General features: G+C 58.3%; 20 protein-coding genes, 1 tRNA gene and 2 pseudogenes. 9 read left to right on the plus strand and 14 right to left on the minus strand.

Features of this window, described 5'->3' with window-relative positions; genetic code table 11:
• Positions 1-308, plus strand: a pseudogene (locus HMPREF2537_RS12435) (IS256 family transposase); the annotation flags it as partial.
• A 188-nt stretch (positions 309-496) separates the two neighbouring features.
• On the opposite strand, the gene HMPREF2537_RS05375 reads toward HMPREF2537_RS12435, so the two are convergent.
• On the minus strand, positions 497-1,249 hold the full coding sequence (locus HMPREF2537_RS05375) for a hypothetical protein (protein ID WP_246820255.1): 753 nt from the start codon (positions 1,247-1,249) through the stop codon (positions 497-499).
• Between the two features lie 73 nt (positions 1,250-1,322).
• On the opposite strand from HMPREF2537_RS05375, the gene HMPREF2537_RS05380 reads away from it, so the two are divergent.
• Together HMPREF2537_RS05380 and HMPREF2537_RS05385 are read left to right on the plus strand one after the other, a co-directional pair.
• Positions 1,323-1,751 carry a hypothetical protein gene (locus HMPREF2537_RS05380; protein WP_232745300.1) on the plus strand — a complete coding sequence of 143 codons (429 nt, stop codon included), beginning with the start codon at positions 1,323-1,325 and terminating at the stop codon, positions 1,749-1,751.
• 400 nt (positions 1,752-2,151) lie between these two features.
• Positions 2,152-2,628, plus strand: coding sequence for a PspC domain-containing protein (locus HMPREF2537_RS05385; RefSeq protein ID WP_070516662.1), 477 nt, complete (start codon positions 2,152-2,154; stop codon positions 2,626-2,628).
• A 173-nt stretch (positions 2,629-2,801) separates the two neighbouring features.
• Here the strand turns inward: HMPREF2537_RS05385 and guaA are convergent, their stop codons facing one another.
• Positions 2,802-4,406 (minus strand): glutamine-hydrolyzing GMP synthase, encoded by a 1,605-nt coding sequence (gene guaA, locus HMPREF2537_RS05390; RefSeq protein ID WP_070516664.1) that lies wholly within the window; start codon positions 4,404-4,406, stop codon positions 2,802-2,804.
• Between the two features lie 119 nt (positions 4,407-4,525).
• Between guaA and HMPREF2537_RS05395 the strand changes: the two genes are divergently transcribed.
• Entirely contained in the window at positions 4,526-5,212 is a 687-nt protein-coding gene (locus HMPREF2537_RS05395) for a metal-dependent transcriptional regulator (RefSeq protein WP_070516666.1), read from the plus strand.
• On the opposite strand, the gene HMPREF2537_RS05400 is transcribed toward HMPREF2537_RS05395, so the two are convergent.
• The 4 genes and pseudogenes from HMPREF2537_RS05400 to HMPREF2537_RS13030 form a co-directional block, all read right to left on the minus strand.
• On the minus strand, positions 5,162-6,061 hold the full coding sequence (locus HMPREF2537_RS05400) for a metal ABC transporter permease (protein ID WP_070526167.1): 900 nt from the start codon (positions 6,059-6,061) through the stop codon (positions 5,162-5,164). The two genes, HMPREF2537_RS05395 and HMPREF2537_RS05400, sit on opposite strands and share 51 nt — an antisense overlap.
• The gene (locus HMPREF2537_RS05405; RefSeq protein WP_070516670.1) at positions 6,058-6,831 is read right to left on the minus strand and encodes a metal ABC transporter ATP-binding protein; all 774 of its coding nucleotides are present in this window, start codon (positions 6,829-6,831) and stop codon (positions 6,058-6,060) included. Before HMPREF2537_RS05405 ends, HMPREF2537_RS05400 begins: the two co-directional genes overlap by 4 nt.
• 8 nt (positions 6,832-6,839) lie before the next feature.
• Complete coding sequence (locus HMPREF2537_RS05410) at positions 6,840-7,718, minus strand: metal ABC transporter substrate-binding protein (RefSeq protein ID WP_232745304.1); 879 nt, start codon at positions 7,716-7,718, stop codon at positions 6,840-6,842.
• 273 nt (positions 7,719-7,991) lie between these two features.
• A pseudogene (locus HMPREF2537_RS13030) lies at positions 7,992-8,135 on the minus strand (GuaB3 family IMP dehydrogenase-related protein); the annotation flags it as partial.
• Positions 8,136-8,223: 88 nt separating this feature from the next.
• On the opposite strand from HMPREF2537_RS13030, the gene HMPREF2537_RS05415 reads away from it, so the two are divergent.
• Positions 8,224-9,558 (plus strand): coiled-coil domain-containing protein, encoded by a 1,335-nt coding sequence (locus HMPREF2537_RS05415; protein WP_070516674.1) that lies wholly within the window; start codon positions 8,224-8,226, stop codon positions 9,556-9,558.
• Positions 9,559-10,254: 696 nt separating this feature from the next.
• Here HMPREF2537_RS05415 and HMPREF2537_RS05420 read toward each other — a convergent pair.
• From HMPREF2537_RS05420 to HMPREF2537_RS05440, 6 genes are all read right to left on the minus strand, one after another.
• The gene (locus HMPREF2537_RS05420) at positions 10,255-10,671 is read right to left on the minus strand and encodes a single-stranded DNA-binding protein (RefSeq protein ID WP_070516677.1); all 417 of its coding nucleotides are present in this window, start codon (positions 10,669-10,671) and stop codon (positions 10,255-10,257) included.
• A gap of 85 nt (positions 10,672-10,756) precedes the next feature.
• On the minus strand, positions 10,757-10,900 hold the full coding sequence (locus HMPREF2537_RS12800) for a hypothetical protein (protein ID WP_158011595.1): 144 nt from the start codon (positions 10,898-10,900) through the stop codon (positions 10,757-10,759).
• 160 nt (positions 10,901-11,060) lie between these two features.
• On the minus strand, positions 11,061-12,086 hold the full coding sequence (locus tag HMPREF2537_RS05425) for a DUF4192 domain-containing protein (RefSeq protein ID WP_070516678.1): 1,026 nt from the start codon (positions 12,084-12,086) through the stop codon (positions 11,061-11,063).
• 185 nt (positions 12,087-12,271) lie between these two features.
• Positions 12,272-12,844 carry a recombinase family protein gene (locus HMPREF2537_RS05430; RefSeq protein WP_070516680.1) on the minus strand — a complete coding sequence of 191 codons (573 nt, stop codon included), beginning with the start codon at positions 12,842-12,844 and terminating at the stop codon, positions 12,272-12,274.
• A 15-nt stretch (positions 12,845-12,859) separates the two neighbouring features.
• Entirely contained in the window at positions 12,860-14,035 is a 1,176-nt protein-coding gene (locus HMPREF2537_RS05435) for an HNH endonuclease family protein (protein WP_070516682.1), read from the minus strand.
• Between the two features lie 3 nt (positions 14,036-14,038).
• Positions 14,039-15,229 carry an adenine-specific methyltransferase EcoRI family protein gene (locus HMPREF2537_RS05440; RefSeq protein WP_070526170.1) on the minus strand — a complete coding sequence of 397 codons (1,191 nt, stop codon included), beginning with the start codon at positions 15,227-15,229 and terminating at the stop codon, positions 14,039-14,041.
• A 195-nt stretch (positions 15,230-15,424) separates the two neighbouring features.
• Between HMPREF2537_RS05440 and HMPREF2537_RS05445 the strand changes: the two genes are divergently transcribed.
• Positions 15,425-16,624, plus strand: coding sequence for an IS1249 family transposase (locus HMPREF2537_RS05445; protein WP_070526172.1), 1,200 nt, complete (start codon positions 15,425-15,427; stop codon positions 16,622-16,624).
• Positions 16,625-17,047: 423 nt separating this feature from the next.
• Positions 17,048-18,259 (plus strand): IS1249 family transposase, encoded by a 1,212-nt coding sequence (locus tag HMPREF2537_RS05450; protein ID WP_070526175.1) that lies wholly within the window; start codon positions 17,048-17,050, stop codon positions 18,257-18,259.
• Between the two features lie 144 nt (positions 18,260-18,403).
• Here HMPREF2537_RS05450 and HMPREF2537_RS05455 read toward each other — a convergent pair.
• Both HMPREF2537_RS05455 and HMPREF2537_RS05460 read right to left on the minus strand, forming a co-directional pair.
• Positions 18,404-18,480 (minus strand) — tRNA-Met (locus HMPREF2537_RS05455).
• A 155-nt stretch (positions 18,481-18,635) separates the two neighbouring features.
• The gene (locus HMPREF2537_RS05460; protein ID WP_070526177.1) at positions 18,636-21,614 is read right to left on the minus strand and encodes a UPF0182 family protein; all 2,979 of its coding nucleotides are present in this window, start codon (positions 21,612-21,614) and stop codon (positions 18,636-18,638) included.
• A gap of 123 nt (positions 21,615-21,737) precedes the next feature.
• On the opposite strand from HMPREF2537_RS05460, the gene HMPREF2537_RS05465 reads away from it, so the two are divergent.
• Together HMPREF2537_RS05465 and HMPREF2537_RS05470 are read left to right on the plus strand one after the other, a co-directional pair.
• Positions 21,738-22,328, plus strand: coding sequence for a PPA1309 family protein (locus tag HMPREF2537_RS05465; protein WP_070526180.1), 591 nt, complete (start codon positions 21,738-21,740; stop codon positions 22,326-22,328).
• 77 nt (positions 22,329-22,405) lie between these two features.
• Positions 22,406-23,086, plus strand: coding sequence for a beta-N-acetylglucosaminidase (locus tag HMPREF2537_RS05470; RefSeq protein ID WP_070517855.1), 681 nt, complete (start codon positions 22,406-22,408; stop codon positions 23,084-23,086).
• Positions 23,087-23,089 lie beyond the last annotated feature (3 nt).

The raw sequence follows: 23,089 nt of genomic DNA on the forward strand, positions 1-23,089 counted from the left end.
CGACGTGTCTACTTTCCGGGGGTCAGGCCCGGATATGCCACACCTACCGGGAATGGATGAACGAGAAAACCACCATCAAAGACCCCGCTACCGGCGCCTACACCAAGGTCTACACCCACCAACGCGTCCGAGCGGCCTATCAATCATTGCTATCTCTGCACCGCAGAGACCTGCTGTTTACCTACCTACAACCCCCACCAACAACCATCGACCCCGACAACCTTGCAGCAACAACAAACAGCCTCGAAGGTGGCATCAACGCCCCCATAAAAGAACTAGCCCGCAGACACCGCGGACTATCACTACCGCAACCCCTTCATGAAGCGCTCCATGTAGTCCCAGTTAGGGTCGCCGGTTGGTGTAGCTGGTAGCCGAATAGTCGTCTTCTTCATACGAGTGAGATTCCATTTGTACCCGTATGAAAAACGCCATTTTTCGAATCGGATCGCCGTCACAAGAAACAGTCCTTGCCAGACTGAAATCGATTGACGCGGGATTAAGGCGTTGACGCTTCCACAGCAGCCTGCCCCACAGTGATGCTTGCCGACGCCGGACGCCCACCCTTCGACTGCGCCCGCACCCGAATACCCACACCAGTAATGCGGCCCGTACCACGACCAATGCCATGAAAAGCCTGAATATCGCCCGTGACAGTCAGCGCAGGAGACGGCACCGTCGCGCCAACCATCATCAGTGCTGCCCGACCTTTGCGCAGCTTGCCCAACAGTGGACGGCACCGCACCGGAGAGAGAGCAAGCGCCACTGGCGAGCGATACACAACCAAGTCCAGCCCCTCCGTGAGCACCGCGGCAACACCCAAAGGGTCCACCCCTGGATCCGGCACAGCGATAATGCGGCCCAGATACTTCGGGTCAATTCCGGCATAAGACAATTCCGGCCACCCCACCACACCGGCGTGACCACCTGCTTCCACAACGTGGAGAAGCATCTCCGCAACCAGCGCCGGTGTATCGCTCATATGTGTGACAGCATGGCGCGGTAGACCACCGCCAGGAAGCAGAAATCGAAACTGCTCACCGAGCGAAACCACATCTTCGCTGCCTGTGATCTTCTGTGCGAAGCCGGTACCATCCCCATCACCACCAGGGACAGCACCGCCGATCTGCGCCATTTTGGAGCGGAGCTGGGCGATCTGTTCAGCGTGCGCAGAACCACTGGAGCCCGTCGATACCGTCGATGCCGCCAGGTCCACCTCCGCGACCGTCTTGCGAACACTTGTTCCACTCACGGAAGCTGATTATGCTCCGCGGGCGAACCAAGGTCAATTGAAAATATCGAACATATTTTCTATCGCAGGTCATATGGTAGCGTCCACCTCCATGTACGCCTACGACGTCCGCACCCGGACCACCCCAATCCCCACTCCGCTCATCGTCAGAGTCATGGGAACTGTGGGCGTCGCCGGATCCATCGCAGTCATGGTCTCCCAGCTCGCGATCGGCCCCAAACTCCTCATCGCGCTCGGATGCGTTGCCCTTGCTGTCGCCATCACTTTGCTCCACCCCTACCGGGGCGAGATGAGGGCATTCGCGGAAGAGAAGCGGGTAAGTACGGTGCCGTCGATAAGCATGCTCGTGCCGTTAATGCTTTGGTGGCTGGCGCTCATGCTCGCACCTCTCGCGCAATGGCCAGCCTGGGGAGTCACGCTCACATTCGCGCTCGTTGCTGGCGCTGCGTGGGTACTGTACCCGCATGTCGACGGCTCCCGTCGCCTCGCATACGCCGACTAGCAACGCACGCTGGCTAGCAACGCACGCCGACTAGCAACGCACGCTGGCTAGCAGCGCTCCCCGACTAGTAGTTCTCGCCGACTAGTAGTTCTTGCTGCGTTGCACGAAACCTGAATCCACAGGCCCTGGATAAGCTAATCCAGGGCCTTAAGTGCACAAACCAGTACACAAGCAGTGCCGATATTCAGGTTTTAGGAAGAAACCTGAAATCACAACGAGGCTACTCGACGCGCTGACGAAGATCGAAGGCGGCGAAACCTCCCTGAACAGGGACTTCAAAGAGGCCAGCGGCATTGTCTACGCCAGCGAATTCAGGTTTCATGCAAGGATCTCTCGATCCTCCCCCTAGACCCGTGCCATTTAGCCAGCGAGCTTTGCCCGCCAAATGCATACTTGAGCCATGGACACCAACAGCTCGTTTCAGGCCATGTGGGACACGCGCCCGCCACGGATCCCCAAAGAACAAGGTGGCAACCCACTAGTCGGTGGCATCTGTGAGGGCATCGGTGCGCGTTATAACGTCGATGTGACCTTCGTCCGCGTCGTTTTTGCTGTGCTGGCGCTCATCATCGGCGGCGGCATTTTCCTGTACCTGCTGTGCTGGTTCACCATGCCGCGTTTTGGCACGCAGACATCCCCCGCACAGGCGATCTTCACACCGAAAGAACGTCTGAGTCCTGTTGTGCTCAGAGACCGCAGCACAGGCTGGCTGTTGTTGATCGGATTGCTGATCTTCTTCCCGTCCGTCACGCTGGGCACGGATCCCAGGGCAGTATTAGCGCCGCTGGCAGGAATCTTCACCGGGTTTGTCGCGTGGTGGCTTCTGCATCAGCGCACGCCAACGCCGCCACCTTCGCTTGGAGTGCATTACAAATAAAACGAGTGGATCTCGATTACATCGGGGCCTTAGCTTCGCTCCAAAAGCCCAGGTAAAAATTCTCACCTGAGGCAGCTATGTAATCGAGATCCACTGACTATTTAGCATCAACTATTTAGCACTAACTATTTAGCGCTGGCACTTAAATCCTGGGTGTCAGCGCTAAAAGCTGGTTACTCCCACTCGATCGTGGCTGGCGGCTTGGACGTGATGTCCAGCACGACGCGGTTGACGTCCTCAACCTCATTGGTGATGCGGGTGGAAATGGTCTCCAGCACCTCGTACGGGATGCGGACCCAGTCAGCGGTCATGGCATCCTCGGAAGCAACTGGACGCAGGACGATCGGGTGGCCGTAGGTGCGGCCGTCGCCTTGGACGCCGACGGAGCGAACGTCGGCAAGCAGGACGACCGGGCACTGCCAGATCTGGTCGTCGAGGCCAGCCTTGGTTAGCTCCTCACGAGCGATCGCATCGGCTGCGCGAAGGGTTTCCAGGCGCTCCTCAGTAACCTCACCGATGATGCGAATACCCAGGCCAGGGCCCGGGAAAGGTTGACGGTTCACGATCACCTCGGGCAGGCCGAGTTCACGGCCAACGGCGCGGACCTCGTCCTTGAACAGCAGGCGGAGGGGTTCGACGAGTTCGAATTCGACATCGTCAGGCAGGCCACCGACGTTGTGGTGGCTCTTGATGTTGGCGGTGCCGGATCCGCCGCCGGACTCGACAACGTCCGGGTACAGGGTGCCCTGAACGAGGAAGTCGACGGGTGCGTCGTCACCAGATTCGGTGAGCACACCAGCAACGGCACGCTCAAAGGAGCGGATGAATTCTGCACCGATAGCCTTGCGCTTGGCTTCCGGCTCGGTGACACCAGCGAGCTTGCCCAGGAAGGCTTCGCGCTCGTCGACGGTGACCAGCTTCGCGCCTGTAGCAGCCACGAAGTCGGTCTCGACCTGCTCGCGCTCGCCCTGACGCAGCAGGCCGTGGTCGACGAAGACACAGGTGAGTCGGTCACCGATTGCGCGCTGGACCAGTGCAGCAGCGACAGCGGAGTCCACGCCGCCGGACAGGCCGCAGATGGCGCGGCCGTTGGGGCCGACTTGTTGCTTGACTGCGTCGATAAGCTGTTCCGCAATATTGGAGGCGGTCCAGGTCTGCTCGAGGCCTGCGATCTCGGTGAGGAAGCGCGTGAGCACCTCTTGGCCGTGCGGCGAGTGCATGACCTCCGGGTGGTACTGGACGCCGGCCATGCATAGATCAGCGTTTTCGAATGCGGCGACTGGTGCGCCTTCCGATGAAGCGGTGACCTCGAAGCCAGCTGGTGCCTCGGTGACGGAATCGCCGTGGCTCATCCATACCGGGTGGTTGGTCTGCAGGCCGTGGTGAAGTACGCCGCCGCGCACGTTCATTGCGGTGCGACCGTACTCGCGGGAGCCGGTCTTGGCCACGGTGCCGCCGAGCGCCTGAGTCATCACCTGGAAGCCGTAGCAAATGCCGAAGGTGGGCAGCCCCAGCTCGAAAATTGCCGGGTCGAGCTGCGGAGCACCGTCCTCGTAGACGGATGAGGGACCACCGGAGAGCACGAGAGCCACCGGGTCCTTGGCTTTCAATTCTTCTGCGGAAATCGTGTGCGGAACGACCTCCGAATAGATCCGGGCCTCACGCACGCGTCGTGCGATGAGCTGCGCATATTGCGCGCCGAAGTCCACGACGAGGACGGGGCGCGGGTGAGCGTTTGCGGGTGGGGTCTGCTCTGGTGCATTCGAGGTGGTAGTCACGGATTCAGAGTCTAACTCATGGCCTGGATAGACTGAACAGTCGCGACTGTGCAGGGCGGATTAGCGGTTCAGGGCGGCGTCGATAAGCGTGCTCCCGGAAGGTAAGTAGAGTTGAACGCATGTCGGTGAGCGAATTATCCACTTCGACCCAGAACTATTTGAAGGTCATCTGGAGTCTCACGGAATGGTCAGCGGAACCCGTGACGGCAACCCTGATTTCGAAGCAGACGGGGCTGCGGATGTCGTCGGTCTCGGATGCTGTGCGCAAGCTCGCCGCACAGGGGTTGATCGTGCACGCCCCGTACGGCTCGGTGGAATTGACCGAGAAGGGCCGCGGGTACGCAGTGGACATGATTCGGCGCCACCGGCTCATCGAGACGTTCTTGGTGGAGACTCTCGGGTACACGTGGGACGAAGTGCACGATGAAGCGGAGCACTTAGAGCACGCAGTCTCTGACTACCTGGTGGACAGGCTGGACAAGCTGCTCGGCCACCCCACCCGCGACCCGCACGGGGATCCGATCCCGACCGCCGACGGTACGGTGCCCGCTTTGGACGCATGCCGCCTCACGGATGCTGGGGCGGGCGCCGGTGCAGCGGGGACGACGGTCACTGTCGAGCGGATCTCCGATTCGGACCCGACCCTGCTGAAGTTTTTCGAGGAGAATGGCATCGTTGTCGGCGCCGTCCTCACGGTCACTGAAGGCGCACCGTTTTCCGAGTCGCTCGATGTGAAGGTGGACGGGGCAAAGAACTCAGTTCCGCTCGGCCGCACCGCTACCGATGCGCTGTTCGTCTCCAATTAGCCGTGCCGTTCCGCCCCGGCACGCACGCGCTGTGACGATCCCTTGGCTCGGGCTGAACAGGTACACCAGCAGGAATGCGATCCCCTGCGCCATGACCACGAGTCCGCCAGGCGAAGCGTCGAGGTAGTAGCTCGCGTACAGCCCCGCGACGGAGCATACGGTGGCCACCGCAGGAGCGATCAGCAGCATGCGGCCGAAACTGTCGGTCAAAAGGTGCGCGGTCGCACCCGGAATGATCAGCATCGCCACCACGAGGATCACCCCGACGGCTTGCAGCCCCACCACGCAGGTGAGCGCGAGCAGGGCGAGCAACACTGCCCCAATCAGCTTCGGCCACAGACCAATCGCGTGAGCATGCACGGGATCGAAAGCGAAAAGCGTGAAATCGCGGCGCTTGAGCACGAGCACGGCCAGCGTGGCCACGCCCAAAACGAGGATCTGCACGAGATCAGCTTTGGAGACGCCGAGCAGGTTACCGAAGATAATGTGATTGAGGTCGGTGTGCGAGGGCGTGACGGAGATGAGCACGAGCCCGAACGCGAAGAGCGTCGTGAAGACGATTCCGATCGCAGCGTCTTCTTTGACCCGGCTCGTATCACGCACGACACCGATCAATCCCACGGCGAGGAAGCCGAAGACCACTGCCCCGAGAGCGAAGGGAACGCCCGCGATATACGCCAGCACCACGCCGGGGAACACTGCGTGGGACACGGCATCGCCCATCAGCGACCAGCCGACGAGGACCAGCCAGCACGACAGCACCGCGCACACGATGGAGGAAATCAGGCTCGTGGCGAACGCGCGGACCATGAAGTCGTAGGCGAACGGGTCGACAAGAAAAGAGATCATCGTTTCATCACATCCAGTCCAAAGGCAGCGGCGAGATTATCGGGTTGCAGGACATCCTTGGGCGAGCCGTGCATGAGCACATGCCGGTTGAGCAGCATCGCTTCATCAGCCAGCTCAGGTAACGCAGGGAGGTCGTGCGTGGACACGAAGACGGTGGCACCGCCGTCTGCAAGCTCGCGGAACAGCCGGGTCATTGTCGCTTCGCTGCGCTTATCGACGCCCGCGAAAGGCTCGTCCAGCAGCATGATCCTCGCCCCCTGGGCAATGCACCGGGCAACAAAGGCGCGTTTCCGCTGGCCGCCGGAAAGTTGACCGATCTGACGTGAGGCATAGTCCGTGAGCTCCACACGCTCGAGTGCATGGTTGACGGCTTCGATATCAGCCCGGCGAGGCCGGCGCGTGAAACCGAGTTGTCCGTAGCGACCCATCATGACCACCTCCCGCACGCTGACCGGGAAATCCCAGTCCACTGCCTCGCGCTGAGGCACGTACCCGAGCACACCGGTGCGGCGGGCAACCGCGGGGTCATCTCCGTTGACGGCGACGGTCCCGGAATCCGGCCGGGTCTGCCCCATGATCGTTTTGAATAGCGTAGATTTCCCGGATCCATTCATTCCGACGAGTCCGCACACGCGTCCCGGCGCAATCTCGAGGGATGCACCGTCGAGCGCGAGCACGCTCCCATAGTGAACGGTGACATCGTGCACGGATATCGCGGGAGTCGCATTCGACGAAACGGCCGCCGCGGCTGATGACGTTTCCTGTTGCACCGTGACACCTACTTCTTACCCGTCAACGCCTGCGTGATCACGTCGGCGTCGTGCTTGATCAAGTCGAGGTAGGTCGGAACCGGACCGTCTTTCTCCGAAAGGGAGTCGACGTACAGAGTGCCGCCGAAGGTGGCGTCGGTTGCATCAACTACCTGCTGCATCGGTGCGTCCGAGACCGTGGACTCGCAGAATACGGCCGGCACGTCGTTCTCCTTGACGAATTCGATGGCACGGGTGATCTGCTGCGGAGTTGCCTCATTCTCGGAGTTCACGGCCCAAATGAACCGTTCCTCCAGACCAGCGTCGCGTGCCATGTAGGAGAATGCGCCCTCGCACGTCACCAGTGCGCGATGCTGCTCAGGCAGGTTCGCCAACTCAGTGACCATGCCGTCCTGGACCTCTTGCAGCTCCTTTTTGTACTGCTCGCCGTTCTGCTTGAAGTCCTCAGCATGGTCCGGATCGAGTTCGCTGAAGGCGGTGACCATATTGTCCACGTACTTCTCCACCTCGACCGGGCTCATCCACGCGTGCGGGTTCGGTTTGCCCGCGCCCTCGTCCTCGGTGATGTCGATCGGGTCCACGCCGTCGCTGACGGTGACGTGGGGCGCGTCGACGTCCTCGACGAATTGCGCGAACCAGTTCTCCAGGTTCAGGCCGTTATCCAGAATGAGGTCGGCATCCGACGCGCGGCGGATATCAGCCGGCGTGGGCTCGTAGCCGTGGATCTCCGCCCCCGGCTTCGTCAAAGAATCCACAGTCAAGTGTTCCCCCGCGACATTCTGGGCGATGTCCTGGATCACAGTGAAAGTGGTCAGCACTTTCGGCTTTCCGCCGTCTGCACGATCCTCCTCCGGCGCGCACGCTGTGAGCGCCGCCGCGAGAATCATCGCCATCATCGCGGCTGCTGCCACGAACAGTGCTGATCGCGACTCCCGCTTTTCCGACCGAACCATTGAGTTTTCCTTTCCTGAAAATGCATTCGCCAAGGCTGTTCCATAAGTTACGCCTAGACGTACTTTTTATTCTGGACAAACTTTAGTCGGACTTACAGGAGAGTCAAGATGAATCGGCTGTGACATACGCCTCACCCCGTAGACATGAAAAACGCCCGGGGGATCATTGAAGTTCCACCGGGCGTTGTCGGCCGCGAAAGTGCGCAGCTAGCTCGAGAGGGTGATATCCACCTTCTGGAAGCTCTTGATATCGGTGTAGCCACACTTCGCCATGACGCGGCGCAGACCGCCGGCGAGGTTGTGCCCACCCCAGGTACTGGTGCTCGGGCCGTGGAGGATGGTCTGCAGGCTCGGGCTGTTGTCGCGGAGGTGCTTCACAACATCCTCGGTAGAAACCGCGTCGTCGAGGCCCCAGCCGAAGCTGAATCCACCGAAATCGATGTGCAAAGAAATCCCGGATTTCTACACCAGTGAGGTGGACGGGCGCGAAGTAAAACGTCCGCGCTATGTCGCACGCGACTACGAGGAAGCGAAACAATACTTCGAAGAGGCAATGCGTTGGCTTGCCGAGAACTTCATCCCCGGCGGCATCGATGCTGTGGCCGGAGGGGATATGAATTTTGACGAGAGCACACCGCATAGCCAGTTCCAGGCCGATAGCTTCTCCCCGAAGCCCGATGATCCGTCAAAGCTCCGCTGTAGGCCAGGTATCGCGTACAACACTGACACCTCGGTCAGGTACAAATCTGGCCCAAAAAAGGGTAAACAGATCTCGGGTAATCAAAAAATGATCGACGCGCAGCGCGGACTCCGTGAACACATGCACGCGCTCGGCTACCCAGTAGAACTGGAAGTCTCCGAACGTCACGATGAATCCCTAAACCTCGACCGCTACACGGAGCAGCAGGATCGTGAACGCGACCTTGCCAACCGCGAGGATGAAGTAGAAGTCAAGCGCCGTTCCGTACACCGCGACATGGACGCGATTGATCGTGACCGCGAGCAAGCAGCAAAAGAACTGGAACAGGCCCAGGCGGACCGTGAAGCAGCGCGAAGTGTACAGGAGAACGCTGAACAGCAGGCTCGCGAGGTTGCAGAGCGTGTGTTGCGTGAAGCACGCGAGAAGGCTGAGCAGGACGTCGAGCAGATCCGTAGCGATGCACAGGCTGCGGCTGAGCAGACAGTAGGGCTGGCCGAAGCTCAAGCAGATGAGCTGCTGGACCGTGCCGAAGAGGTCAACAGCGCTGCAGAGGCCAAGCTCAAGCGTGCAGAGCAGGAGGCTGAAACGATCCGCAGCGAAGCACGCAAGGAAGCCGAGCGAGACGCAGAAAAGACCCGTAGCGAGGCCACACGAGACGCTGAGAGCACTCGTAGCGAAGCACAACGTGATGCTGTGGCCATCCGCAGCGAGGCCACGCGTGAGCGTGAACAGCTGGCCAACGAACGTGCAGCCCTGGACAGTGAGCGTGAAGCCTTTGACACGGAGAAACGCGCATTCACCGAAAGCCTCGAAGCGCGCCGCGCAGCTGCAGAAGAGGAAGCCGCCATCATTATCGAGGAGGCAACGCAGTCTCTGCAAGAGATTTCCCACGTAGACCGGGACTTCCTGCATGTCGAACTCGATAACGACCCTGAGATGAAGCAGCGGTATCGGGTTGCTGTTGAGCAGCGTATCCAGCAGGAACGGACCGCCGCACGCCGCCGTGCTCAGGAACGAACCAACAAGCGCCGCCAGCAGCAACAGCGCGACCGCGATGGTGGCATGGAGCTGTAGCAGCTCGCCACACGCCTTGTACGGCCCTGTAGCGGCCTAGCCGGGTGTCGCCGGGGTCAGTGCCCAGAGACAGCGCTAAAACCGCTCTAATTCAGCGAAAATCGAAGAATTAGAGCGGTTGTTTTGTGTAGCGGTAATCCTGTAGTGCTGTGAAATAGCGCGTGTAGTGGCGTGTTTGTTGTGCTGTTGATTGTGTAGTAGAGGTACGTGGCTACAGTGCCGTTAAGTGGACAGTAGATGAGTACGTAGAGAGTGCAGCGAAAGTGCCTGCAGAATGTGATGCAGAGTTACAGCGTCATTTAAGTAGTCAATAAACGTGCTAATGAAATGACATGTAATTTAACTGCGCAGTAAATGTGCCAATGAAGTGGCGTGTCATTAAAAGTGTCATTTAAGTGGTCGACGAAGTGACACACCACTTAACTGCGCAATAAACGTGTCAATTAAGTGACGCGCCACTACAGGGTGCAGTGAAGTGATTGATCCAGCGGCGTGTAGATGTGTCAGTGCAATGCGCAGCGAAATGGCGTGTTTGTTGCACGGTAAAACAGCGCGTGTCGTGGTGCGTGTATTGCGCTGTGAAATGACGGTGCCCCAGAGCAGGCGCGGTAGCGATCCCCTACCGGACGGCAACGGCGTCATGCGCGGTTTGTACTGAAAAAATAACCCCGCAGGTTTCCCTGCGGGGTGTTGTGGTTAGAACGGCACTTCTTCAGTGTCGTTGGCGGCGGTGCCAGCGCCGTTCTCACGGCGTGCAGCGCGGGCTGCAGACTCTTTCTTCGAGTCGATGAGCTGCACCGTATCGATGCGTGCGATCAGCGGGTAGTGCTTCACGCCATCCTTATCGGTGTAGTTGTCCGTCTTGAGCGAGTAGCTGACCGCGACCCGGTCACCAGCGCCGATGCAGCCGAAGACACCGAGGTTCTTAGCGTCCTGCACGTAGCCGGTGAGTTCCACGATCTCAGACTCCACCTTGCCGGTGTTCTTGTTCTTGAACGTATTACGCGCGTAGACGTTGAGCTTCACGGTAGCGCCGCCGTTTGCGTGCTCAAAGATCTTCGGCTCGCGAGCGGTGTTGCCAACAATGGTGCCGGAGTTGAATGGGTTAGACATGATGATTTCTCCTTTTGAGTGAGTGTGAATTGTCTTTCAATTGTGTGTTTGAGCAGCGGCTTTGCTGCTGCTGAGAAAAGTGCTGTTACAGCACGGCCCAGGGCAGTACTTGCCCTTCTGCTTCCAGGTCGCGTAGCTCTTGGGTTGCACCAGGATCAGCGTCCTCGCCGTCTATGCCGTCGCTCATCAGGTAGAGCAGCTCCAGGTCTTCGTGCGTGTAGTGGTACATGAGTGCCTCCTTGTGGATCGGATATTCAATCCGTTCTTGGAGACAGCTCTGCTGGCTAGAAGTTGCTCCCCTGCTTGTAGAAGATGTGTGTCTTCCCTGGTCATGGCCATGCTGAAAAAGAAAACCCCGCTGCAGCATTAACTGCAACGGGGTAAGAGACTTAAGCATCGAACAGGAGGTAATGTGCTTTCGACGCGCCCTGTTTGACGCTCGTGATGAGCTTGCTGCCTAGGCCGAGGCTGATGGATCTGGCCACCAGGTTCGGAAAGTTCTCGGTATCACTTAGCTCAGTGGCTTTATGAGCAGCTACACCGGCCAGGCCAGTCTGCCCAGTGGCTTGTGCGAGTACAGCGACGGTAGCGGTTATCTGCGAGCGCATCTTGAGCCAGTCTCGTGGCACGACACACATAAGAGTTTCTGCGAACGCCAGACCCTTCTCAGGCTCGTCCAGCAGTGCGCCGAGCAGTGGATCACGCAACATGGGAGTCGTAAAACACCTCAGCGCAGCACGGATGGCCTGTGTATCGGTGGGGTCAGAGACACCCTTTGCAGCCTTCTCGTACTCATGCTGTAGATCGTCACGGAGAAAATGTATCTCATTCTCGTACCCCTCGACGTCGGCGATGATGTTTCGGTATACAGCGTCGTCGATACCGTGAGCTGTGCTGTCCAAACGCTCTTCTAGCTCTGCGCGAGACAGCGCTGGAAGCTGCCCAGTGTCCAACACCATCTGCTGCAGCGCAGCAGAGCCGGCGACCTCGCTGACAACCCCGGTGCGCGGTGCTGAGAGGCTCAGTTGCTGATACACAGTCCACCAACCGGTCCCAGAAGTAAGCTCGGGAACCTGCACGATCGCAAGCACGGTCGGCAGAGGTGAGTCTTCGCTGAGCAGGAATTCTGCCAGGTCATCTGCTGCTGAGGGGTCCGCGTTTATCACGTAAGCGATAACAGCGTCAGCGTTGACGCGGCCAGACCATGCAGCGAACTGCGATTGGTTGGCGGTTAGCGTCTGCACGGCGTCATCGAGGTCGAGCCTGGCGAGAGGGCCTAAGTGCAGGCCAGGGGTGTCACTGTTGCGGTCGAAGAACGCGAGCACCAGCGAGTTCTGCGGGTAAAAGCCCAGGATACCGGGGATGTTGGCGAGAATATCGCCGTGAGATGTAAGCGTTTGCGAATAGGTGGACATGAGCACTCCTTGCCAAATACGGGATGTGTGTGGTCAATCCCGTATTTGGCCCCGGCTGTGCCGGGCAGTGCTATTACCGCGCCCTGCAGCACCCCCACGTACTCAGTGCGTCGCTAGCGCTCGCCTGGTGCTTGCTTGCAGGGTGTGCGCGCTAGCGACGCAGCCCTCGTGATAGGTCTCGGCTGTTATGCGTCAGCCTCAAGGCGCTCGATGGCTCTGTAGATGGTCGGCCTGGACACGTTGAACGTCCTCGCCACTGCACTGACGGACTTACCACCGTCGATGAGTTCCTTGGCAACCTGGGCTTGCTCGTTAGTGAGCTTCGGTTTCGGCCCGGCGACCCTGCCCTGGGCGCGGGCGTGCGCTACGCCTTCACGGGTGCGCTGGATCAGCAGGTCTCTTTCCCACTCAGCGAGAGAGGCCATGACGTTAATGACCACTTTGTCAGCAGGACGCGACGTGTCCAGCGCGGGTTCGAGCACTTTCACGTTGATATCACGTTCCGCCAAGTCAGCGATAGTATTCACCGTCTCAGCGAGGCTGCGACCAAGACGGTCGAGCCTGGTCACAACCAGCGTGTCGTCGGGGCGCATATACGCCAGCGCGTCATCAAGGCCGGGGCGCTGCCACTTCGTGCCCGAGATCGTATCTGTGTAGATGTGGTTTTCATCGCAGCCAGCGTCGATGAGCGCCTCACGCTGGGTGTCGAGCGACTGCCCTTGTTTCGACGTGGAGACACGTGCGTAGCCGATGAGCATGGTTAATCACCGACTTTAAGCGTTGCCTTTGGCACGGTTGTGCGACTTGCAGAGCAACTCGCAGTTGCTCTCCTCGGTCGATCCACCCTTGGACCACGCAGTGACGTGATCAGCGTCCATTTCTTTAAGCGCCCAGATCTTTGCTTTCTTTTCATCGTGACCGATAGCGCAATACGAGCAGTTGGAGACACCCTTCTGTTTTGCAGCATCAGTCTGGCGCTTGTAGACGCGCTTCTTCACCGCTTCAGTGAAGACACGTACGTTAAGTAGTTTGGTGTCTGTCTTGCCGCCAAGCAGGTACTCGTAGATACCCTTCTTGGACTGAATTTGCGGGTCAGACAGCAACTCCTTTGCAGCAGCCGTCATCTCAGTCGCGTTGTAGCCTTTGGCGCCGTACTGCTCATACAGCGTGTTCCATTCGATGCCTCGCATGGACGTGTCTGTCATTTTGAACACACTTGCCGCCCAGTCGATAACAGCCTTGAAGTAAGTCTGTAGTTCGTTGCAGTTATCGTCTTCACGGTGCTTTGCCATGTAACTATCGATGGTGGTGCCTTCACGCTGAGCGATCCAGTCCAGCGCTACTTCAAGCACCTCCTGGCGGGCTGGGTCGCCCTTAACGAAGTTCGACCACTTCGACATGATCGCTGAGCCGGAGTTAGAAAAGACCTTCTTAGCAGCATCGACGAACTGACCCGAGTACACGGCATTGCGTAGCTCTTGGGCTGTAAGCGGCACACCGACGATGTTGATGGTCTTGAACCACTCCTTGATCTCGGCCTCAGTGCCATAGCAGTCGTAAATGAGCAACTCAGTCTCAAGGATCTGCTCTTGCTGGTGTTTGCCCAGCGACGAGAAATACTGCTCATTGCCGTCAGTGTCTTTGACGACGAACAGGTCTTTGTAGAAGCGCCCGATAGAGGTAATGCGCTGCTGACCGTCGAGGATCTCGAACTTGCCTTCGTACTGCTTGGGCTGGTTGAAGTAAATTAGCCCCAGTGGATAGCCCTTGAGCAGCGAGTCGATGACGGCTACGTCTTTCTTACCGTCGTTGTAGATGTAGTTGCGCTGGTACTCCGGCTGGATGGTGAGGTTGCCAGCCAAACCGTACAGGCCTTTGCCTTCGAGTTCGTTGTAGTGAAATCCGTCTACGATGTCACGGATCTTGCGGGGGTTGAGTTTTGCTTCCATGACTTAGGACTCCTTGGTCTCGGGGTGGCGGTGGCGGATGAAGATACGCTGGTAGATAGTTTGTGCTGAACCATCATCATTCAGCACATAGGCGTTTTGCACACGCCACGTTTTGTTGGCGGCGCGATGCTTTTGCTGTTGCTCCTTCGCCGGAGGGGTAAAGAACGTACATTCATTTTCAGCCCATTCCATATCCCCGCCCCGCCAGATAATCTCGAACTGCTCTGGACTGTATTTGTCCAAGAATGAGATGGGTACCCCCATAACACCGTCGTAATCGCTTGGAATACCCTTGGTCTCCGGCACCTCAATAGCGTCGTAGTTGTCGTATTTGACGTACGCAGTTTCTCGAACCCTCTTCGATCCATAAAGAAGGTTGTCATCCATCGTCATCAGAACCAGTGGTTCATGGCGGCGACCGTGTTCGATATTGGTAAACCATCGGACGCCTTTTACGCGAACGAATTTATTACCCAGTTCATCCACGCGATGCCCTGCAGCAGTGAGAGGATAACTTTCTGGCACACGAAACTCTCGATCACCGCTAGAGATAGAAGGCCCGTACCAAGTCCTATTTTCTTGGAACAGTGGAAAAACGTCCCTGTATGTGACAGAGTTCATGTTCCCGATAACGGAAAACTGGACCTCGCCCTCGATCAGCCACGCAAGGAACTCTCGGAACAGCGAGAACGGTGGGTTGGTAACTACGATGTCGGCCTCATCACGAAGTTTCGTGACCTCCTCGGAGCGGAAGTCTCCGTCTCCCTCAAGGTAATCCCACTTGAGATCTTCCTTGTTCAGTTTGCCGTCATCGTTAAGATCCGTGCCCTGTTCAAGGACGTAAATGCGGCCTCTGTGCCAGGTGTCGTCTTCGTTGAACTTCTCGTCCTGGTCCTCGCCAAGTGCGAAGTCCAGCAGCATCTGCCCCTTCTCAGTCACGGCTGGGTTTGATGCTGGCGCATAAGACGTAGAGATCAGCTTCTTCAAGCCGAACTTCTCAAAGTTCAGTGCAAAGTACTTGGTGAAGTTACTTGCCCCCGGATCGTCACACGGCAGCAGAACTGTCTTACCTCTGAATACGTCGGGGTCGTATTCGAGATAGGCTTGCATCTCGTTTTCAATGTCATTCCACTGCGTGTAGAACTCGTCCTTCTTGGCAGTCTTGGCTGTGCCTAAGTTAGTATTGCCGCCCATTGCCTACATCACCTTGTAGATTGATTCAGTCTTCGGCCTAAACGACAGGATGTGTTGGTGAGGTTGGGTGGTTAGCTGGTCTGGCGTGCTGGTATTAGGATGATTTCACTTATCCGGAGGGATAACCCAGCCTCGGGCCGGAAATACCGCCGGGGAAGTGCCAGTGTGCTAGCTGCCTAGGTTCACGATGAGAGGATGAGTAAGAATCATCCTCGATGCCCTGTCTGTAGCGGGGTATGCATCAAATACGGAACGACAAGTACCGGTCGCCAACGATGGCGATGCCGCACTTGCAAGGCCACTTTCACCCGCGCCAATGACGACGCAGTTCAAGCAAAATGGTTTCGCCTTTTCATCTCTTGGCTCATGTCAGGCCACAGCCTGGCAGAGACAGCTAAGACCTGCGGAGTTTCATCACGAACTCTGCAACGCCGGTTCAAAACGTTTTGGCTTATCCAACCTCCCCGAAGCGTTGATAAGCAGCGAATCTACGACCAAATCTTCATCGACGGCACCTACTTCAACACCAAGTGCCTTGTCGTAGCTGCTGACTCCTGCCATGTCATCAACTGGTTCTGGTGCACTAAGGAATCCTCCTGGTCATACATGCGCCTGCTGGACGAACTAGCCCCACCACAACTGGTGACCTGTGATGGGGATTCCGGAGGACTTAAAGCACTACGCCGCCTGTGGCCTGATACCCCGGTTCAACGCTGCATTGTCCACGTCAAACGCAACATTCAACGCGCCACAGGCCTGCACCCCACCTCGCCGATGGGCAAAGCACTGCGACGGCTTTCCTTCGAACTGCTAGCCGTTGACAACCTGGATGAAGCAGCCGAATGGACTGCCAAGCTACACCAATTCGGCACTGTATTTAGCGCCCAGCTCAAAGCCAAAACTTACGTCAAAGACGTCCCTTTCGAGCAGATTCCTAAATCCAAACGCGGCAACAAAAAATGGTGGTACACCCACGATGTTCACCGCGGAATCTACCTACAGCTGAAGAAAATGAGTCAACACGGACACCTCTTTGCCTACCTCACCCAAGCTAAAGAAGGCCAACGCTTAGAGCGCACAACCAACAGCCTGGAAGGCGGAGTGAACTCACAAATCAAGAAACTGATGCACGCCCACCGAGGACTACGCGACGAGCAACAACGCATCGCCTGTGACTGGTGGCTGTACCTACACACGCAGCTGCCTGGCGACCCTGTAGAAATCGCCAGGCAGCAAAACTGGGGCCAGGACGCACTCGCCAAAGCACAAACCCTAGCCAACCAGGAAACACAAGCCACCAGCGGCCACGAAGACGGCCGACCAGCAACCTACGACAGCGCCATCGACACTGCCTACAACCACTCTATGGGAATACGCAAAGGTCACATACGCTAAACCCCAACCCCCACCAACACAATCTGTCGTTTAACTCGACACGCCGGAAAACAACACGTTTTGTCGTTTAGGCCGCGAGACCCGTGCCCCATAAACGGGCATCCCGGTAACTCGCGCTCAAAGACAATCTTAGCGGAGTGTCGGTGTTTTCTAGAGACGTTCGTAGTAGAAGATCCGAAAAACATGCGCCGTTTTGTTGACGTGCCACAGTCTTGCATGGTGCAGGATTTTGAGCCCAGTGCACCATCTAGGCTTAAGGGACATTTCGTGTGGATAAACCGATACAGATCCCCGGGGCAGCCTGGGATAATGCGGTGATCTTGATTTTGGATCGGTTCCAACAGCCCGATCGATGAAATCAACACCGGATAGTCCTAGGTCTGTGATAGGGGGACTGCAGCTGGTGCGGTAAGGCCAATTCCTATGGCTAATAGGAATCGACCGTCGTGTGACATGTGCGGCCACGGACTGGTTAAGAACGGCAAAACCGCGGCAGGAACCCAGCGCTGGTTGTGTCCTAAATGCAACGTTTCATCGATTAATGCCCGCGCACACGCCAGCGAGATTCGGCACTTCAAAATCTTTATTGACTGGATTCTTTCCGGTGAATCCGCAGACCATTTAGCCAAGCGCCTTGGGGTAACAAGGCGGACTTTAACCCGGTGGTTCAAGCTTTTGTGGTTTATCACCGTGCCCACTTCTTCTGACCCCTATCAGGTTTACGACCAGGTCTTTATCGACGGCACCTACTTTCACAAGAAATGCCTGCTGGTAGCCTGCACCAATACACACGTCATTGCCTGGCACTGGTGCCTGCGCGAAAGCTCATACGAGTACCTGAAACTGCTCGACAAAATCGCGCAACCACTCATCGTCACCACCGACGGGGCAGGTGGAGCGCTCAAGGCACTGCGTATCAAATGGCCCGACGTTGCCATCCAGCGCTGCCTAGTTCACGTCCAGCGCAACACTTTTGCTGATATCAGCCGCAACCCGATTCACCCAGCCCATAAAGCAATCCGGAAACTGGGCTACATGCTTGTCCAAGTACGCAATCCCGACGATGCTGCGCGGTTTACAGCTGCAGTCCACCACACCCGCATTACCTTTGCTGATTGGCTTAAACAGCGCACCTACCGCAGTGCTATACCAGCAGGCCAAGTACCGAAATGGGTCAGCGCTAACCAGAAATGGTGGTACACCCACCGCAACGCCCGCAGGGCTCTAAAACGGCTAGAAAAGCTCATCCACGTCGGACAATTATTTACCTTCCTTGACCCGCCTGAAGGTGTCACGCAAGACTTAAAAGCCACCACGAACCTGCTGGAAGGCGGCATCAACAAACAACTCAAAGACTTAGCGGGCAATCATCGTGGCATGTTCGATGAGCACCAGCGCATCACCATGGACTGGTGGCTCTACACCCACACCGAAGACCCGGTAGCGCCGCTGGAGTTAGCCAAGCAACAAGACTTCGGACGCCAAGGAGAAAAAGCCGCACGCGCAGCCTGGGCACAAGAAGAACGTAAACGCCGCGGCCACCCAGACGGGCGACCTGCCGCATTCGATACCCACATCGACAGCGAATGGAACCCCAGCTTAGGCATAAGAAAAGGCTGGGCCGGACGCTCCTAAATCCACACGAAATGTCCCTTAGTGCGACACGCCGCAAATCCACACGAAATGTCCCTTAAGCCACCATCTAGTGCACCAAGTGGCGATTTCAGTACAAAATGAAGAAGACCCCTACCAGGATATTCCCTGGTAGGGGTCGGAAGTTGGTAGCGGGGGCAGGATTCGAACCTACGACCTCTGGGTTATGAGCCCAGCGAGCTACCGAGCTGCTCCACCCCGCGTCGAGATGTACTTCCAAACATCAAGCGCTCTGCACACTGTCCCGTGTGCTGGCGACGGATGTAACTATACAGACACCTTGGCGCCTACCCAAATCCCCTGGGCAGGCGCCATTTCATAGGTGAGGCGCCGAGTTTTCGCCGGCACCTATCCGGACTTACTGAGACTGCAGGGAGCGGTAGTCCTCCACTGCCTTATCGAGCTCGTCCAGGGCCTTGCCATACTCCTCAAAGGAGCCGTTCTTGGCCTTGTCTACACCATCGAGAGCCTTGTTGATGGCGTCGATAGCCTCACCCTCGTCAGATGCCTTCGGAGCGGAGGCCGGTGCGGAAGACTCAGAGTCCTTCTCTTCGTCCTTCTTATCGGCGGCATTGGCCTCCTCGTCATCCTTCTCCGTCTGCTTGCCGGAGTCACCCTCAATTTCGGTGATGTCCTGGGCGGCCTTCGGGTCGATGCCGACCTGCTCTAGGGCCTCACCAATCGTCGGCGCATAGCCCACGCGCCCCTTGTAGGACACCAGCACGCGCAACAGCTTCGGGAACGCAGACTCCTGGCCCTTGCGCTGCGAGTAGATCGGCTCCAAGTAGAGGATCTCTCCCCCACCCACCGGCAGGGCCAGCAGGTTACCGTTCTTCAGGTCATTCGAGCCCTGCCACAGTGTGCGGTCACGAGCCACCTGATCAGAAGACATCATAGCGTCCTGCGCCTGCTTGGGGCCTTGGGTCTGGGTATTCGTCGGCAGCACGCGCACGGTGATATCGCCGTAGGTCTCCGGGTCAGAAGACACCGCCATGTGTGCAGAGAGGAACTGACGGTTCAGACCGCGGTAGGAGGTGATGAGTTGGAAGCTCGGCTTGTTGGTCTCCGGGTCGGAAGCCAGCACGTAGTACGGCGGCTGGTTCAGCCCCTGGGATTCACCGGCAGTCGGATCCTCCGGCACGGACCAGAAGGCGTCGTTGTTGAAGAAGACGCCCGGGTCATCTACGTGGTACTTGGCCAGCAGGTTGCGCTGCACCTTGAACATGTCCTCCGGGTAGCGCATGTGCTGACGCAGCTCGTCGGAGATCTCCGACTCGGGCTTGACGACGCCCGGGAAGACACCCTCCCATGCCTTAAGCACGGGGTCTTCGGTGTCGAACTCATAGAGATCGACGGTGCCATCGTAAGCGTCGACAGTCGCCTTCACCGAGTTACGGATATAGCCCACCTGATCGTTGACCAAGCGCTGCGTCGTGCCCGTCGGGTTCTGTGCGTCCTGGGTGGTCTCCGTCAGGGAGGTGCGCTGCGAATACGGCAGGGAATCCAAGGTGGTGTAGCCATCGACAATCCACTTGATGCGGCCATCGATGACCGCCGGGTAGGTGGAGGAATCCGTCGTCAGCCAGGGAGCAACCTTCTCCACGCGCTCGCTCGGGTCGCGGTCATAGAGCAGCTTGGACTCCGGCCCCACGCGGTCCGAGAGCAGGAAGTTGAGTTCCTGGTACTTCAGCGCAAAGGCAGTGCGGTCAACAATGTTGCCGATGTCGACGCCACCCTTGCCGTCATAGGTGTAGGTGGAGGTATCGGTGTCGTATTCGACGGACTCATCACCCGTCTTGCCCACGATGGCGTAGTCCATCCCATCCTGGGCGCTAGCGATCACCGGGCCGAAGTAGGTTCGCGGCTGGTCCACCTTGATACCGAGGGATTCTTCAGCATTCTGGGTTTCGCCCTCACCCTCGGCGTCCTTGCCCGCCTGGGTCTGCAGGTCCGCCACCGTGAAGATGGGGAAACCACCACGGGCCGAACCGGCATCACGAGCTACCTCATCGACTGTGTTGGCCTGCGCCGCAATGAAACCATTGCCGTGGGTATACACGGTGTGGCGGTTAATCCAGTTCTGCTGGTTCTCCTGCAGCTCGTTCGGGTCCAGCTCGCGGGCTGCGACCACGAAGTCACGGAGTTCGCCATCGATTTCATAGCGATCCATCGCCAGCGTCTCTGGGAAGCCGTAGAAGTTCTTCAGCTGCTGCATCTGAGTAAACGTCGGCGCCAAGATGTCCGGGTCCAGCAGGCGCAGGTTGGAGATGGTGGAGTCATCCGAGGCAACCTTGTCATCGGCGACGTCCTCCGCGCCCCAGTTCTCCTCGTAGGTCACCTTGTCGTCTGTGAGGCCATAGGCAAAGCGAGTGGACTCGATGTTGCGGGAGATCGACTCCGCCTCTTTAGCCTGGCGGTTCGGGTTCACGGAGAAGCGTTCCATGATGAGCGGCCAGCCTTGGCCAATGACCAAGGAGGACAGCACCATGAGCACCACGGCCAAGCCAGGGATGCGCAGGTCCTTAATGACCACTGCAGAAAAGATCGCCACGGCCACGAACACGCCGATGATCATGAGGATGATCTTTGCCGGCAGGTAGGCATTGATGTCCGTGTAGGAACCACCCGTAAACAGCGAGTGCTGGTTGTACAGCAACTCGTAGCGCCCCAGCCAGTAGCCAGCCACCTGGAGCAGCATCCAAATGCCACCGGTGACGGCGAGCTGCGTGCGCGCTGCTTTCGACAGCGAACCACGCACGCCGGCGGCGCGATTGCCCAAGCGAATGCCGCCAAGAATGTAGTGCCCCACGAGTGCGATGAGGAAGCACACTGCGACCAGCATGGAAGCAGCGCTGACCAGCATTGACCACACCGGCAAACGGAAGGCGTAGAAGCCAAGGTCGTGGTTGAACTGCGGGTCGGCCACCCCAAAGTCATGAGAATTGAGGAAGAGCATGACGGTCCGCCAGTTGGCTTGCCCCAACAGGCCGGAAACGACGCCGACAAGCACCGGGATGACCTTGAGGAAGACACTCATCGTGCTCTCAATGGACTTGCGGTACTGATAAACGGGGGAATTGAAGTCCGCCATGTCCATCGAGTCACCGCGCCCCCGCCACACAATCAGGCCCGCAACGTACGTAACAGCCGCTGCTACGAGGCCGAAGAGGATGAAGAGGACGATGCGCGTCACCAGGGTCTTGGTGAAGACCCCACGGTACTCAATCGCGCCGAACCACTTCCAATCCGTGTAGAAGCCCACCAACATGGGGCCAATGAACAAGAGGACCGCGATGATGGCGACAACCCACGAGAGAAATTTGGGCGGACGTTTCATCGGGGCGGCGGGTCGGTTGAGTCCGGAAGCCAACTCCAGCTCCAATCAAGTGTCGTGCGAATATAGAGGTATCAAGCTTCTAGTCTAGAGAAGCACTATGACCGTCAACGAACAAGGACGCTTATGAGTTCCCAACCTTCCTCCCAGCCCGCTGTACACCGCGCGCTCAACAAGGCGATGCGCGAAGCCGTGGATTTCATCCACGCCGAAGGCTGGGATGCGCCTCCTACCCTTTTTGCTCTCGTCCCTACTGAGCTGGTGGCCGCCCAGCTTGGGGACGTCGATGACTCCTCTCCCCTCACCCTCGTGGTGCAAGAGTTGCCGGAAGGCATCGAACCGGGATCGGAGCACCTCGCGGACTACGTCTCGCGGCTAGCATGGCCGCGAGAGATCGCCGGCGTCATTCTGGCACAGGAGATCATGTTTAAGGACACCTCGGACGCCGCGCTTGGCGACGCCCGTCCCGCCCGCCTCTTCTCCGGAGTCCTGCGAGCCACCGCCCTGGACGGAAGCTCCACAGCCGATGCGGAGAGTTTCGACGACGATGGCGCCGAGCTCACGCTTTTGCAGCTACGCCCCACCGAGGAAGAACTGGCGGAGGCCGGCCCCTTCGCGGAGGACGATATCCAACTGCGTGGCGGACCGAATGTGGCGCCTGGGGTCATCGCTGCACTGCGCTACGGGTTGGAGCAAGATCCGGAGGAAATGCTCTAATCGACTAAACTCAGACTGCAGTGGCCATTAGCGCTCAGCTCTCAGGGCTGGGCACGCAATTGATAGAGGAGTCTCTCGTGCGCTTGACATCCCGCTTCACCGCCGCAGCATCGGCCGTGCTTGCCACCGGCTGCCTGCTCTCCGCATGTGGGAAGGACGATGCCCCCTCCCCTGAACCAGCGCCTGCGAGCGAAGCAACGACCGCCGCCGCGGAGAAGACCAGCGCCCCGGCCCCGGCAACCTCCGCTGAGGAATCCGAGACGACTACTCCCGCCACCTCCGAGTCTGCAGACAGCTCGGAGGCGGAGGATGAATCCTCAACCCGCAGCTACGCCGACCGCAAAGACAAAGACAAGGACGCCAGCGAGTCCGCGGAGCCCAGCGGCAAGTTCACCGACTCTGTGGAGCAGGCTTATAAGATCTTCGGTGGCCTCGTGCCGGAAGAGATCTTCGCGCAGTTCGACCGCTGCGATCCCAATGGCGTGACGGATTCTTTCAACTGCTCCGGCTCCGAGGTGGGACAGTTCCAGTTCTTCAAGTCCAAGACCAAGGCTTCCCAGACCACCCAGGTGCTCACCGAGCTGCGCAGCTCCCGCGTCATCGAGGACAGCGGCAACCGCGTCGTGGGCTGGTCCATGCTGGGCAACACGGCCATCCTCACCGTCGTTGACAACGATGAGGGCCTCATCATGCAGCAGATGATCTCCACGGATCAGGACGATCCGGAGGAGCGCCTCAAGGAGCTTGGCTTGGTGTAAGGT

Origin of the sequence: Corynebacterium sp. HMSC074E01 (assembly GCF_001808885.1) — a bacterium.
In the GTDB taxonomy this organism is placed as follows: Bacteria; Actinomycetota; Actinomycetes; order Mycobacteriales; family Mycobacteriaceae; genus Corynebacterium.